12 protein-coding genes are annotated in these 14,267 nt (G+C 58.7%); all 12 read left to right on the top strand.

Annotation, left to right across the window (positions count from 1 at the left end; translation table 11 throughout):
* Positions 1-6: 6 nt before the first annotated feature.
* Positions 7-537 carry a translation initiation factor IF-3 gene (infC, locus tag G5195_RS02620; RefSeq protein WP_234923365.1) on the top strand — a complete coding sequence of 177 codons (531 nt, stop codon included), beginning with the start codon at positions 7-9 and terminating at the stop codon, positions 535-537.
* A gap of 86 nt (positions 538-623) precedes the next feature.
* A complete protein-coding gene (gene rpmI, locus G5195_RS02615) occupies positions 624-821 on the top strand; it encodes a 50S ribosomal protein L35 (RefSeq protein WP_005300673.1) in 198 nt (65 codons plus the stop codon).
* A gap of 15 nt (positions 822-836) precedes the next feature.
* A complete protein-coding gene (rplT, locus tag G5195_RS02610) occupies positions 837-1,193 on the top strand; it encodes a 50S ribosomal protein L20 (RefSeq protein WP_005300683.1) in 357 nt (118 codons plus the stop codon).
* 379 nt (positions 1,194-1,572) lie between these two features.
* The gene (pheS, locus tag G5195_RS02605; protein WP_042053694.1) at positions 1,573-2,556 is read left to right on the top strand and encodes a phenylalanine--tRNA ligase subunit alpha; all 984 of its coding nucleotides are present in this window, start codon (positions 1,573-1,575) and stop codon (positions 2,554-2,556) included.
* Between the two features lie 12 nt (positions 2,557-2,568).
* Positions 2,569-4,956 carry a phenylalanine--tRNA ligase subunit beta gene (gene pheT / locus G5195_RS02600; protein WP_421221785.1) on the top strand — a complete coding sequence of 796 codons (2,388 nt, stop codon included), beginning with the start codon at positions 2,569-2,571 and terminating at the stop codon, positions 4,954-4,956.
* A gap of 3 nt (positions 4,957-4,959) precedes the next feature.
* Positions 4,960-5,256, top strand: coding sequence for an integration host factor subunit alpha (gene ihfA, locus G5195_RS02595; protein WP_005300715.1), 297 nt, complete (start codon positions 4,960-4,962; stop codon positions 5,254-5,256).
* A 15-nt stretch (positions 5,257-5,271) separates the two neighbouring features.
* Positions 5,272-9,261: an ATP-binding protein gene (locus tag G5195_RS02590; protein WP_216978763.1), complete on the top strand. Its 3,990-nt coding sequence runs from the start codon at positions 5,272-5,274 to the stop codon at positions 9,259-9,261.
* Positions 9,248-10,492, top strand: a complete 1,245-nt coding sequence (locus tag G5195_RS02585) for a response regulator (protein WP_216978764.1) — start codon at positions 9,248-9,250, stop codon at positions 10,490-10,492. Before G5195_RS02590 ends, G5195_RS02585 begins: the two co-directional genes overlap by 14 nt.
* Before the next feature lie 3 nt (positions 10,493-10,495).
* Positions 10,496-11,137, top strand: a complete 642-nt coding sequence (locus G5195_RS02580; RefSeq protein WP_216978765.1) for a GNAT family N-acetyltransferase — start codon at positions 10,496-10,498, stop codon at positions 11,135-11,137.
* 59 nt (positions 11,138-11,196) lie between these two features.
* Positions 11,197-11,970 carry a Sir2 family NAD+-dependent deacetylase gene (gene cobB, locus G5195_RS02575; protein WP_216978766.1) on the top strand — a complete coding sequence of 258 codons (774 nt, stop codon included), beginning with the start codon at positions 11,197-11,199 and terminating at the stop codon, positions 11,968-11,970.
* An 89-nt stretch (positions 11,971-12,059) separates the two neighbouring features.
* Positions 12,060-12,536, top strand: coding sequence for a hypothetical protein (locus G5195_RS02570; RefSeq protein ID WP_216978767.1), 477 nt, complete (start codon positions 12,060-12,062; stop codon positions 12,534-12,536).
* Entirely contained in the window at positions 12,536-14,185 is a 1,650-nt protein-coding gene (locus G5195_RS02565) for a diguanylate cyclase domain-containing protein (RefSeq protein ID WP_421221782.1), read from the top strand. The genes G5195_RS02570 and G5195_RS02565 overlap by 1 nt, the downstream gene beginning before the upstream one ends.
* Positions 14,186-14,267 lie beyond the last annotated feature (82 nt).

Raw genomic sequence — 14,267 nt, 5'->3', positions numbered from 1 at the left:
AAAAAACTGGGCAAGCAACCGCAAGCCCGCGCTCACCGGATCAATGAAGAGATCCGTCTGAAAGAAGTTCGTTTGGCTGGTCTGGATGGCGAAGCTCTTGGCATCGTATCTATCCAGGAAGCACTGAACTTGGCCGCAGAGGCCGAAGTGGATCTGGTCGAGATCAGTCCGAACGCCGAGCCGCCCGTTTGCCGGATCATGGATTACGGCAAATTCCTCTACGAAAAGAGCAAAACCACCAAAGAACAGAAGAAAAAGCAGAAAGTCGTCCAGGTCAAGGAGATCAAATTCCGTCCTGGCACTGACGAAGGCGACTATCAGGTAAAACTACGCAACCTGGTTCGCTTTCTGGAAGACGGGGACAAGGCTAAGGTCACCCTGCGCTTCCGTGGTCGTGAAATGGCACACCAGGATCTTGGTATCAAGGTTCTTGAGCGCGTTAAGAACGATCTGGAAGAGTTAGCCGTAGTCGAATCGTTCCCGAAAGTCGAAGGCCGTCAAGCTGTGATGGTCCTCGCACCTAAGAAGAAATCTTAAGGCCCACAAGAAATTGACTCATGGGGCTCGCTCCATGAGTCGGTTCGCCTTGCGATTTTGTTGTCACTCACAATGCGGAGTATGAAATGCCGAAGATGAAAACCAACCGGGGCGCCGCAAAGCGCTTCAAGAAGACTGGCTCAGGTCGCTTCAAGTGCAAGCACAACCACCTGCGTCACATCCTGACCAAGAAGAGCAGTAAGCGTAAGCGTCAGCTGGGACCGAAGTTCTTTGTTTCCGCTGCCGACCACAAACGTGTTGTCGCTTGTCTGCCGTACGCATAAGGGGGGATGTGAAAAATGCCAAGAGTTAAACGTGGTGTGACTGCTCGTGCTCGTCACAAGAAAGTAATGAAAGCCGCCAAGGGTTACTACGGCGCCCGTTCCCGTGTTTACCGCGTAGCGGTACAAGCGGTAACCAAAGCTGGTCAGTATGCCTACCGTGACCGTCGCCAGAAAAAGCGTCAATTCCGTCAGCTGTGGATTGCGCGTATCAACGCTGCTGCCCGTCAGAACGGTCTGTCCTACAGCCGTCTGATCAACGGTCTGAAGAAGGCTTCTATCGAGATCGATCGCAAGATCCTGTCCGATATCGCCGTTCACGACAAGCTGGCTTTCACCGCCCTGGTTGAAAAAGCTAAAGCAGCTCTGGTCTAATTCCAGCACTGTTATAAAAAATAAAGGAGGCTTAGGCCTCCTTTTTTGTATCTGTCATTCACGGTTTTACATCACGTTTTTCTTTCTCCCGTCCACGTTTTGTCCACTGTTTTACACGCGCTACAGTTTTCTCCATACAAAGTGACATGTGGGAGATCACTAGTTCTATAAATGGATTGTATGCCAACAAACCATGTCTTTATTCTACTATTTAAAGAGTGACGGTAAATCGATGAGACTCGCTTGATATAACAAAATGATTTGTAGGGAGAAAAGCCCACCTTAACTATGGTCAGCGAAGGGGCTTTTTTTGTATTATTCCCCTCTTGACCTTATTTAGCCTAAAGGCTCCTGTATCGGGAGTGGTGACGAGGAAGACATGCAACAGCTTGAAGAAGTAGTCGGCCAAGCCAGAGCCGAAATTGAGGGCGTGAGCGATATCGCGACCCTCGACGAAATCCGGGTCAAATATCTGGGTAAAAAGGGCTTTTTTACCGAGCAGATGAAGGGCCTGGGTGCCTTGTCTGCCGAAGAGCGTCCCGCCGCGGGCGCCGTGATCAACCAGGCCAAACAGCAGGTTCAGGATGTGCTGAACGAGCGTCGTGAAGCGCTCGAAGTCGCCGTGCTGAACCAGAAGCTGGCTGCCGAGACTATCGACGTCAGCCTGCCTGGTCGCCGCATCGAGAATGGCGGTCTGCACCCGGTAACCCGCACCATCGAGCGCATCGAGCGCCTGTTTGGCGAGATGGGCTTCAAGGTTGCCCGTGGTCCCGAGATTGAAGATGGCTTCCACAACTTCGATGCGCTGAATATTCCGGCTCATCACCCGGCGCGTACCGATCACGATACCTTCTACTTCAATCCTGATCTGATGCTGCGTACCCACACCTCCGGTGTGCAGATCCGCACCATGGAGCATCAGCAGCCGCCGATCCGCATCATTGCGCCGGGTCGCGTCTATCGTAACGACTACGACATGACCCACACCCCGATGTTCCATCAGGTTGAAGGTCTGCTGGTTGACGAGCATGCCAGCTTTACCGAGCTGAAGGGCATTCTGCACGACTTCCTGCGCAACTACTTCGAGGAAGATCTGACCATTCGCTTCCGTCCTTCCTATTTCCCGTTCACCGAGCCGAGCGCCGAAGTCGACGTGATGGGCAAGAACGGCAAGTGGCTGGAAGTGCTGGGCTGCGGCATGGTGCACCCGAACGTGCTGCGTTCGGTCGGCATCGATCCGGAAAAATACTCCGGCTTTGCCTTCGGCATGGGCGTTGAGCGCCTGACCATGCTGCGTTACGGGGTCAACGACCTGCGTGCCTTCTTCGAAAACGACCTGCGCTTCCTCAAGCAGTTCAAGTAAGGGCGAGAGAACATGAAATTCAGTAAATCCTGGGTGATGGAGTGGGTCCGCACCGAGTTGAGTGACAATGCACTAGCCGAGCAGATCACCATGGCCGGTCTGGAAGTGGACGCCGTGGAAGCGGTGGCTGGCCAGTTCAACAATGTGGTCGTGGGTGAAGTGGTCGAGTGCGCCCAACATCCTGACGCCGACAAGCTGCGGGTGACCAAGGTCAACGTGGGTGAAGCCGAGCTGCTGGACATCGTCTGCGGCGCGCCAAACTGCCGTCAGGGCCTCAAAGTGTGCGTGGCCAAAGTAGGGGCGACCCTGCCGGGTGATTTCACCATCAAGAAAGCCAAGCTGCGTGGCCAGCCGTCTCACGGCATGCTTTGCTCTTTCAGTGAGCTGGGTATCGACGTTGAAGCCGATGGCATCATTGAGCTGCCGGCCGATGCCCCCATCGGTACCGATATTCGCGACTACCTCAATCTGAACGACGTATCCATCGATGTGGATCTGACTCCGAACCGTGCCGATTGCCTCGGTATCGCCGGTCTGGCCCGTGAAATTGGCGTGCTCAACAGCGTGGACGTGGTCGAGCCGACCTGGGCACCTGCTGTTGCCACCATTGATGCAACTTTTCCGATCCGGGTTGAAGCAACCGCCGATTGCCCCCGTTATCTGGGGCGCGTCATCAAGGGGCTGAACCTGCAGGCCCAGAGCCCGCTCTGGATGCAAGAGAAGCTGCGTCGGGGCGGCATTCGCTCCATCGACGCCATCGTCGACATCACCAACTACCTGCTGCTGGAATACGGTCAGCCGATGCACGCCTTCGATCTGGCTACCCTGGAAGGGGAGCTGGTGGTACGTCGCGCCCACGCTGACGAGCCGATGACCCTGCTCGACGGCAACGAAGTGAAGCTCAAAGAGACCACCCTGGTGATTGCCGATGCCAAAGGTCCTGCCTGTATGGCCGGTATCTTCGGTGGCAACCGCACCGGTGTATCCGAGACCACCACCGACATCCTGCTGGAGTGCGCCTTCTTCGCGCCGCTCTCCATCACCGGCCGTGCTCGCGCTTACGGTCTGCACACCGACTCTTCCCATCGCTTCGAGCGTGGGGTTGATCCCGAGCTGCAAGTCAAGGTGATGGACCGTGCAACTCGCCTGCTGCTGGATATCTGCGGCGGCGAAGCGGGTCCGGTCATCGAGGTCAAATCCGATGCCCATCTGCCGAAAGCGGCACCCATCAAGCTGCGTCGCAGCAAGCTCGACAAGGTGATCGGTATCAGCGTGGCTGATGCTCAGGTGGTCGAGATCCTGACCCGCCTTGGCATGCAGGTTACTGTGGATGCTGACGGTTGGACTGCGCTGGCACCCTCCTGGCGTTTCGATATCGCCATCGAGGAAGACCTCATCGAGGAAGTGGCTCGCATCTACGGCTACAACAACATCCCGAACCTGAAACCCGCCGCCTCTCTGGCGATGGTTGAGCAGGCAGAAGGGCAGGTGACCTTGAAGCGCGTACGCGACCTGCTGGTTGACCGTGGTTTCCAGGAAGCGATCACCTACAGCTTCGTCGATCCCAAGACCCAGCAAACCCTGTTCCCGCAGAGCGATGCCATCGTGCTGCCGAACCCGATCTCGGTCGAGATGTCCGCCATGCGTGTCTCTCTGTTCCCGGGTCTGGTGCAGGCTGTCGTTTACAACCAGAACCGTCAGCAGCCGCGCGTGCGTCTGTTTGAACAGGGTCTGCGTTTCATCAAGGATGGAAGCGCTGAGAACGGCATCCGTCAGGAGCCCATGCTGGCCGGTATCATCACTGGCAACCAGAGCGACGAGCACTGGGATATCAAAACCCGCGCAGCCGACTTCTTTGATTTGAAAGGGGATCTGGAGGCGGTGCTGGACTTGACCGCCGAAGGGGCCACCTTTACCTTCGAGCGCACCGAGCACAGCGCCCTGCATCCGGGCCAGAGCGCAGCCATTCTGCGTAATGGCGAGATCATCGGCCACATCGGCGTGATCCACCCGAGCCTCGAGAAGAAGCTGGGCCTCAAGAGCCGTGCAGTGATGTTTGAGCTGGAGCTGGATAAGCTGACCCCGGCCAAGGTGCCGGTTGCAGCCGAGGTTTCCAAGTTCCCGGCGAACCGTCGCGACATTGCCGTCGTGGTCGATCGTCAGGTTCTGGCAGGTGATGTGCTTGCGGTAATTAAAAAAGTTGGCGGAAATCAGGTAGTTGGAATAAACTTGTTTGACGTATACCAGGGTGCTGGTATGGCAGAGGACAAGAAGAGCCTGGCCATCAGTCTTGTATTGCAAGACACCCAGCGCACCCTGGAGGAGAAAGAGATTGCCGAGACCGTAGACAATGTCGTGCGGGCCCTTGGTGAAGAGTTGAATGCATCCTTGAGGGATTGATCTATGGCGCTTACCAAAGCCGACATTGCAGAGCACCTGTTCACCCAGCTCGGGATGAGCAAGCGTGAAGCCAAAGATATGGTGGAAGCCTTCTTTGAGGAAATCCGACAGGCGCTTGAGCGTGGTGAACAAGTCAAGATTTCAGGCTTCGGTAACTTTGACCTTCGTGAGAAGAATCAGCGTCCCGGACGCAACCCCAAGACGGGCGAGGATATTCCTATCAGCGCCCGCCGCGTGGTGACCTTCCGGCCTGGCCAGAAGCTCAAGGCCAGGGTAGAAAATGTTGAACCCAACGAGTGATAAAAAGCCAGGCAGATGCCTGGCTTTTGTTTTCAGATGACCAAATTCCCCGTTTTTCTTCTGGGTGCCGTACTGGCACTGCCATTGCACGCCAAGCCTTTGCAGACCACAGTGCTGCCGTTGGCGCCTGCGACCCAAGCTTATGTAAATTCACTGAGTCAGCTTTCGCTCTGCTATCCTGCGACGCTTCCTCCACCATACCTGATGGCCGAGGGGGGACTGCTCAAGGATCGTCTCGCCCGGTTGCAGGAGCTGTTCCCGGTTCCCCTCGTGCTCAAAGAGTTGCCCGATTGGCAGACATTGCGCAACGGGCTCGCAGAGGGGGAATGCGACATCATTCCCTATGTCGGAACCCGCAAGAAGGCCGTGGAGGGTATGCGGTTAAGTCGTCCGATGATGGAAACCGATGCCGCCATCCTCTACAAGGGTGAAAATCTCAAACAGGCCCGCTTTCTGGTCTACTCGCTGGCAGACTCTGCCCGCCTGCTGCACGAGCTCTATCCCCAGGCACGCATTATTTCCCTAAAAAGCGGAGAGAAGGTCTACGACGCGCTGCAGAGTGGCAAGGGGGATGCCTATCTGGGGGACTATCTGCAACTGCGCTATCTGATGCGCGAGTTTCCTGCCGATGGTTTGCGCCTGCGCCGCCTGTTTGGTGAGGATCGGATCATCAGCTATCGCTTGATGATGCGTGATCAGCCTGAGTTGGCCAATCTGGTGGACACCCTGATCCGTCATATGCCCGCCGGTACTATCTATACCGATCTGGCCCGTTATCTCGATCAGGGGTCGCTCTACGTCAACCAACCCCACTTCAGCGATACCGAGCAGGCCTGGTTATCCGGCCGCGGTCGCACCATTCGCCTGGTGGTCAATCCCGAGTTGATGCCCTATAGCGGCGTCAATGATCTGGGGGAGCCGAAAGGGTGGAGCGCGGATGTGTTGCGCTGGGTCACCCAGGAGACCGGCCTGAAATACAAGCTGGTGCCTGCCGCCAGCAAGGCGGAGGCCGTAGAAAAGCTGCGTCGTGGTGAGGCGGATATGATGGCCGGTTTGCCGGAATCCCCGGCATTGACGGATCAGTTCATTTTCAGCCGGACGATCTCCACCAACCGGTTTGCCTTTATCAGCAAGCGCAAGCTGGCTGCCGATCGCATTACCCAACTCAAGCGGCAGCGTATTCTGGTGCCGGAATCCCTCTACGATCCCTCCTTGCTCGCCCTGCTCGGTGATCAGGAGTGGGTTCGCACCGACGGCATCGAACAGGGGCTGGCAGCGATCAAACATGGCAAGGCTGACGCCATGCTGAGCGAGCTATATCAGCTGCAATATCCCCAGCGTACCAACTTGCTGGAAGGGCTCGATATTGAGGAGCTGGAAGATCGCTTCAGTCTTGGCTTTGCCATCAACAAGAGTCAGACCGAACTGGCCGGGGTGATGGATCGCAACCTGATGGCCCTTACCAGCACCCAGATTGACGAACTTAACCAGCGCTGGCGCCGCTTGCTCGTCGTGCAGCAACCCGGTGTGAGCTACGCCGCCTGGTTTGGCTCCATCGCCATGGCACTGCTGATCAGCGGTATTGTCATCGGCGGGATCTGGCGTTCTCGCCAGCAACTGGCAAGGGAAGTGGCCCAGCGTCACGCCGCCGAGAAGGCGCTGGCCATCGAGAGCGAGCTGCGGGAAACCATGTTTCAGGCGTTGCCGGTGCCCGTCTATCTGCGCAACAGCCAGGGCAAGGTGATCAAATCCAATAAACAGGGGCGACGTCTGGCCCTGCGCTACTCTCAGCAGTTGATGCTGCCGCCGGTTCAGCCGCAAAAGAGCGAAGGGGAGCTGGTGCTGGGGGAGCAGGTCTTCGCCTATGCCCAGCATCCGCTGCGGCTGGACAAGCAAGCACCTGCCACCGATCTCATCGCCCTGTCGGATATCAGTGTGCTGCGTGAGCAGGCCCGTTTTCTACGTCAGGCAGAGCGCCGCCTGCGTGCCCTGACCAATACAGTCCCCGGCGTGGTGCTGCAGTTTATGTTCGAGCGGGGACGGGTAGGGGCCATCGAGTTTATCAGCCGAGGCTGTTACGAGCTGCTGGGGCTGGCGAGCCAGCAGATCCGCCGTGAGCCCAAACGGGTGCTCATTATGCTTGAGCGCGAGGATCGCCGCCGGGTAAGCCGTGAGATGTTCGCCATGTTGCAGGCTGGCAAACCCTTCGCATTCACCCTGCGCTATCACCATCCGACCAAGGGTCTGCGCTGGTTGCAGCTCTATGGCCGTGGCCGCAGTCAACCGCATGGTTGGCGAATTTATGCGGTGATGCAGGATGCCACTGCCCGGGTCGAGCAGGATCAAGCATTGCAGCACTCCCATGAACAGGCGCAGCAGGCGGTGCAGGCCAAGGGCCGTTTCCTGGCGGCGATTAGCCACGAGATCCGTACACCGATGAACGCCATGCTCGGCTTGCTTGAGTGGCTGGCCAGCACCCCTTTGTCGAGAGAACAGGATTCGGCGCTGGCGCGGGTGCGTCAGGCGGGGGATGAGCTGCTCGGCCTGCTCAACGATGTACTCGACTTTAGTCGCAACGAAAACAGCAAACTCTCCCTCTCGCCCCAGCCCACCGATTTCGCCGAGCTGTGCGAGCACGTGGCGGCGGTGCACTGGAGTAAGGCCAGATCCAAACGGCTGCAATTACGATTGCGGCTTGACCCTGCCTTGCCAGCCTTGCTGACTCTCGATCCCCATCGGGTACGGCAAGTGCTCCACAATCTGCTCTCCAATGCCATCAAGTTCAGCCTGCGTGGGGAAGTGGTGCTGTGGGTCGAGGTAGTCGCATCGACCTTGCGCTTCGGGGTCGATGATGAAGGGCCGGGGATCACCGCCAAGATGCGTCCTACTCTCTTTATGCCATTCGAACAGTTTGCTGTTGAAGGGCAGTTGCGGGCGCCGGGCACCGGCCTTGGTCTGGCGATCTGCAAGCAGCTGCTCGAGCAGATGGGCGGGTTGATCGATGTCGAGGGACGCCCGGGCGGTGGTAGCCGCTTCTTCTGCGAGTTGCCGTTGCAACAGGTTCAGCAAGATATCGATTGGCAGCCAAGAGTACGCCAGTTATCCCTCTCACTGCCTCACGATGAGGTTTTGGGGGTCACGCCCTGGTTGTCCAGGCTCGGTATTCATGTTGCCAGTCGTGCGGTTGATCTGCTGCAGGCCGAGAGAGACGAGGATAGTCTGTATCACTGGTCATGGCAGGGGGAGTCCTGGGTGCCGGGCACCATGATCAGCCTGTTCCAGCCACGGATGACATCAGAGCAACCTGTGGGTGAGATGCAGCCTGGGCTTGGTATGCGGGTACTGCTTGTTGAGGATCACGATGTCAACCGGGAGCTGATCTGTATGCAACTGGGGCAACTGGGTGCAAGCGTAGTCAGTGCCGCCAATGGGCAGCTGGCGCTGGAGATGCTGGTGAAGCACCAGGTGGATCTTGTGTTGACAGACCTGCAGATGCCGGTGATGAACGGGGCCGAACTGTGCAGGCAATTGCGTAAATCCGCGCGTTGGGCCCGTCTTCCGGTCTATGTGATCACCGCAGATCTCAGTGAGCAAGCGGCAAGGGAGCTGCAATCCTGCGGTTGCGATGGTCATCTGGACAAGCCGGTCGCCCTCAAGGTGCTGGCGACCTTGCTGCGCCATATTGGCAAAGAGGGGAGCAATGCTGTCGCCCCGACGCCGGTTGCCTCGTTGCTGACCGATGAACTGGCTGCCCTTTATCTGAAGGCTACCCGTGATGATTTGGCCGAACTTGAACGCTGCTGCACAGAAGAAGATGAAGTTGGCGTGAATGCTGCTTTACACAAGCTGAAGGGGGCCGCCAGAATGGTAGGAGCCACGGCGCTGGTGACGGTGATTGACGAGTGGCAACAAGCCCCCCATCCAGCTCTCCAGAGCAGTTTGAACCGGGCGTTGGATGAGTTCAGCCAGCATTTCTCGAAAAGGACCCAAGATGATCATTACTGATGAAGAACTGCTGGCGTTGCTCGACTCGGAAGAGCACGAGGCGGCAGATTTTTGCCCTGTCTTGCTCTATGCGCTTGATCGGGCCTCCCATGAGCTGGCAAAGAGCACGACACTCCCCTCCTATGTCACTTTGCAGCGCACCCAACCGGACGCCTGCTGGCAGTGGGAAGGGTTGTTTGCGGCAGGAGCCATTGCCCTTTACGATCCTGCCGCTCACCAGCAGGCGGACTATTTCCCCGAGTTGCAGCATCATCAGGGAATTTATGCCATTGGTGAAGATTGGCTGGGAGGACTTGCCGCCAGTTACCGTGACTGGAACAACTGGCTGGCGGCCAAGCGGGTACTGCTGCTAGAAGATCACCCGTTTCAGGGGATGCAGTTACAGCAGGCTATCGCCGAACTGGGGCTCTCCTGCCAGTGGGTGCAGGATGAAACTGCCTGTCTTGCTGCGTTGGAGGCTGGCGACATCAGTCTGCTGGTGTGTGATCTCAGTCTGGTGGAGCAGGATGCCATCAGCCTGCTGATGAGCCAGCCGCAAATTCAGCGCAGCGGGTTGCCGATCATTCTCTTGTCGGCGCACGAGCAGACATTGATCGACGGTGCCCGCCGTCTGCTGCACGATGCCGGTTTCAATGTGCTGGCTGCACTGGCCAAGCCACTCGATGGCAACGAGTTGCTCAGGTTGCTGCGCGGACTCTATCTGGGGCCTCTGCGTCAGCGTCGGCTGAGTGGCCAACGTCGAACAATCCGTCGTTGGCAGGGGGAAGTGCAGGGTCAGCTTGGGCTGCTCTCCAGCCCCGCGACTCCTCATCCGGTCTGGCTGGCGGTAACGGGTTTACCCGGCCGCTGGGAGGCACTTAAAGAGTGGTTGACGGATCAGTCACGTAGCCCCACAGAGCTGACATTATTGATCCATCGTCGGGATCACCTGTTGAGCAATGGAGAGCGGTTTGCGCTGGTACTGCAAGCGAGTCTGGCGGGGAGCAAGCTGGCGTTGCTGCTCGATAACAGCCAGCATTTGCCATTCGATCTGCTGGAGCGTTTGCCGTTGAGCGCTTTGCTGCTGGGGCAGGCGCTTTTACCCGAAATAGAGTCATTGGCCATGGACTCCCTGCTGGGACGCTTTATGGCCCGAGTCAGAGAGCTGGGGATCGCCGTCTATCTCGATGATCCTTACAATCTGCTCGACGCCGAGGTGTGGCGGGAGCAGGGTATTGCGGGGCGCTGGTAACCCGTGCCCCGTTATCTCTGCTGGCCCATCCATCGGGAGCGTCTCTGCAAGGGGCTGGCAGGCTGGCCCCATCCGGCTTCGCGGTCGGTACTACCACTGACGATGCAGGTCGCCGACCAACCTTGTCTGCTACGAGAGCTGCAGGGGGTGGATCCTGACCGTATGCTGGCCGCCTATGATGCGCTCAGTGAGGAGAGCATCTACTTGCGTTTTATGCGCCCCAAACGGAGGCCACCGCCGGAGCAGGTGGCCCAGTTTCTCAATTACCATCCCGAACACCAGATCTCGCTGTTGCTGACCGATCTTGCCGGTGAGCCGCTGGCTCAGGCTCAGTCCATCCGGCGTCGACTCCATCCGGAGCGTGCCGAATTTTCCTGCATCGTGGCAGATCATTTCCAGCACAAGGGAGCGGGACGGCGCATTCTGCTGGCGCTGGCACTGCTGGCCCGAGCTGAGGGGATCTGTGAGTGGACCGCGGAGGTGCTGGCCCAGAATCGTCCCATGCTCACTTTGCTCAAGCGCCTTGGTCTGCCGCTGACCCTGGTAACCGGGCGGGAGATGGTTTTTGTCAGGCTCGATCTGACCGTGCTGGATGAGTGGTTGCCCGCACAGCCACGCCAAGCTTTTAAGACCAAGGGCGAATAGTGGCGCTTTTTTCCCTGTGCTAAGGTCACACTATTATGCGGGGATAGACGGAGCAGCTTATGGCGCAGTCATACAAACATATCGTGATCCTGACCGGAGCGGGGATCTCTGCCGAATCCGGCATCAAGACTTTTCGTGCCTGCGACGGTTTGTGGGAAGAGCACAAGGTCGAGGACGTGGCGACCCCCGAGGGTTATGCCCGTGATCCCGATCTGGTGCTGCGCTTTTACAACTCCCGCCGCAAACAGCTGCAACAGCCCCAGGTTCACCCCAATCCGGCCCACTATGCGTTGGCTCGTCTCGAGCGGCTTTTGCCCGGCACGGTCACCCTGGTGACCCAGAACATCGACAATCTGCACGAGAGTGCTGGCAGCAAGAACCTTATCCATATGCACGGCGAGCTGCTCAAGGCTCGCTGCCCGGAGTCCGGTCAGGTGATCGAGTGGCGCGGGGATCTCCATCAGGACGAGCTCTGCTCCTGCTGCCAGTTCCCCCAGCCGATGCGCCCCCACGTGGTCTGGTTTGGCGAGATGCCGCTCGGGTTGGATCGCATCTATAGTGCGCTGGCCCAGTGCGATCTGTTCATCTCCATCGGCACCTCGGGTGCCGTCTATCCGGCCGCCGGTTTCGTGCACGAAGCGGGATTGAACGGGGCCCACACCATAGAGCTCAATCTCGAGCCGAGCGAGGTGGGTAGCCAGTTTGACGAGAAGCGCTATGGGCCGGCCTCCCTGCTGGTACCCGCCTATGTCGATGAGTTGCTGGAGGCGTGCGGCATCCATCAACCGAGGCAAGTCGAGGGGCACAACTGGATGGAGATGCGCGGTCCCTGAGCTAGTGTGTGACGGGACAGTTGCAATGGTTCGGTGAAATCGCCACACTGGCAGCCACAAAAAATGGGACGCAGTTGGCGCAATTTACCATGAACGCAGTAAAGCAATGGATCGCTTTTTTTCTCCTGATGCTGGCCAGTGCCAGCGCATCGGCCTCCATCCCCCTGATGACCCTGGTACTGCCAGATGGCCAGCAGGTGACCCTCGATGAGGCGGCCCTCTCCGCCTTGCCACAGACCGAATTCACCACCACTACTCCCTGGACCCAGGGCACCCACCACTATCGCGGGCCGACCCTGTCAACCGTGCTGGCGGCGCAAGGGATCCCGGATGCTCGCAAGATCGCCGTTTCGGCCCTCAACGGCTATCAGCAGGTGGTGGATCTGGCCCTGTTCGACGGCGTGCCGCTGACCCTGGTGCGTCAGGAGGACGGCAAACCGCTGACCCGGCGCAACAAGGGGCCGCTCTGGCTGCTCATCCCGTTCACCACCTATCCCAAGCTGGACGTGCCTGCCATTCACAACTGCATGGTGTGGCAGGTGACCCGCATCGAGATCGTCGATTGATGGGGCTATCCCGCCAAAATCTGCTGTTGGTTGCGGTGTCGCTGCTGTTTCTGCTCTCGTCGGGCAGCAGCCTCTATCTGCAGTATCGGCAAGAGCAGCTGGTCGATACCTTCTACCGCAATGTCCACTGGAACATCAGCCAGGTGATGCTCGAATCCCAGCGTTTCCTCTACGACCTGCAGCTCTATCGGGCTGGCAGACTGTCGATGGAGACCCTGAGCCTCGATTACGATCTGCTGTGGAACCGGCTCGACATCTTCCTCATCAGCAGCGAGACCGCCGAGATGCGCCAGCGGCACGGACTCGGCAAGGTGCTGGCCACCCTGTTCGAGCAGATCAAGCAGCTCGAACCCCAGATGGAGGCTGGTGCGCTGCGCGAGGGGGCTGAGCTTGCCCGCTTGCAGGAGGCGATCGCCAGCCAGACCCGTCTCATCGAACAGATAGGGGATCAGATCCTCTCCGGCCAGGAGCGGGAGCATTCGGTCAGCCAGATCCGCAACAGTCTGTTCTGGCTGCAGATCTGGCAACTGATCCTGCTGCTGACTGGCGGCGCTCTGGTCGCAGCCCTCATTCGCGCCAATCTGGCGAACCGCTGGCTTGCCCTGCTCGATCCCCTGACCCAGCTTGGCAACCGCCGTGCCCTGCAGGAGCAGCTCTCTCGCGCTCTGCATGCTGATGATGTGAGCGCTTTGGTGGTGCTCGATCTCAAGCGCTTCAAGCAGGTCAATGATCTGCTGGGTTATCAGGTCGGTGATCGGCTGTTGCAGATGGTGGCCAACAAGCTGCAACAGGCCCATGGCAGTCACGCTTACCGGCTTGGTGGTGACGAATTTGCCGTGGTGCTGACCAAGGCGAATGATGCGCTGGAAACCGCCATTCATGAGCTGGTGGATCTGCTCCATTTCGAGTTCGTGACCCGGGAGTGCAGCTTCGATCTGGCCTGTCGGCTCGGGGTCGCCAAGGCGCAGCAACAGGATGCCGCCCGGCTGCTGGATCAGGCCATCCTGGCCCTCAACCAGGCCAAGCGTAGCCAGGAGGGGGCGATCAGTTGGTTTGAGCCTGCCATGCTGCAGCAGCTGCAGTTGAGTCAGCAGCAGCTTCATCAGCTGCGAGAGTGGCTGGCGGGGCGCGAGCCTGCACCGCTGCAAGTGGCATTGCAGGCGCTGACGGACGGACAGGGCAACGAGATGTGGCAATTGGCGCTTGAGTGGGGTGAGCAGGGAGTGCCCTGCCACATGCGCTGGCTGCAGGAGTGCGGTGTGCTTGGGCCCGTGTTGGCCCGTGTGCTGCAAACACACGAGGCGCAGTATGCCGATGGTCGGGCACTGCTGGTCCCGCTCGACAACCAGGCCCAGCTTACTCATCTACTGGCCTATCTGCCGGAGGCTTCCCGTACGCCGCTGGTGTTGCTGGTGCCGATGCTGCAGCCGGATAGTGCCTTGCTGGCGGGATTGCGCCAACAGGGTTGCACTCTGGCGCTCAGAGAGATTGGCAGTACCACCGCGGCGCAGCTGGCAGTCGGCTGGCCTGTCCGCTACTGGCTGCCGCAGGGTGATGAAGATGGCGAGTTGTTGCAGCCTCTGGCCCGACGATTGGGGTTGGTGCCACTGCAAGTGCTGGCGGCCAGGGAGACCCGGTCGCTGGCCTGAGGGCAAAAAGCGGTATTGCACCGGCAAGAGACAAAATGAAACAAGGCGACCTTGGGGTCGCCTTGTTTCGTTTATTGCCCCT

This window comes from Aeromonas sp. 601039 (assembly GCF_049174415.1).
In the GTDB taxonomy this organism is placed as follows: Bacteria; Pseudomonadota; Gammaproteobacteria; order Enterobacterales; family Aeromonadaceae; genus Aeromonas; species Aeromonas veronii_A.
The sequence above is the reverse complement of the archived record's forward strand: the minus strand, read 5'-3'. Positions and strand labels throughout refer to the sequence as shown.

Bases quoted from the DNA above. Each gene is read 5' to 3' on its own strand.
- ihfA (WP_005300715.1), top strand. From the start codon at position 4,960: ATGGCGCTTACCAAAGCCGACATTGCAGAGCACCTGTTCACCCAGCTC.
- pheT (WP_421221785.1), top strand. From the start codon at position 2,569: ATGAAATTCAGTAAATCCTGGGTGATGGAGTGGGTCCGCACCGAGTTG.
- rpmI (WP_005300673.1), top strand. From the start codon at position 624: ATGCCGAAGATGAAAACCAACCGGGGCGCCGCAAAGCGCTTCAAGAAG.
- cobB (WP_216978766.1), top strand. From the start codon at position 11,197: ATGGCGCAGTCATACAAACATATCGTGATCCTGACCGGAGCGGGGATC.
- rplT (WP_005300683.1), top strand. From the start codon at position 837: ATGCCAAGAGTTAAACGTGGTGTGACTGCTCGTGCTCGTCACAAGAAA.
- pheS (WP_042053694.1), top strand. From the start codon at position 1,573: ATGCAACAGCTTGAAGAAGTAGTCGGCCAAGCCAGAGCCGAAATTGAG.
- G5195_RS02570 (WP_216978767.1), top strand. From the start codon at position 12,060: ATGAACGCAGTAAAGCAATGGATCGCTTTTTTTCTCCTGATGCTGGCC.
- G5195_RS02565 (WP_421221782.1), top strand. From the start codon at position 12,536: ATGGGGCTATCCCGCCAAAATCTGCTGTTGGTTGCGGTGTCGCTGCTG.
- G5195_RS02585 (WP_216978764.1), top strand. From the start codon at position 9,248: ATGATCATTACTGATGAAGAACTGCTGGCGTTGCTCGACTCGGAAGAG.
- G5195_RS02590 (WP_216978763.1), top strand. From the start codon at position 5,272: ATGCCTGGCTTTTGTTTTCAGATGACCAAATTCCCCGTTTTTCTTCTG.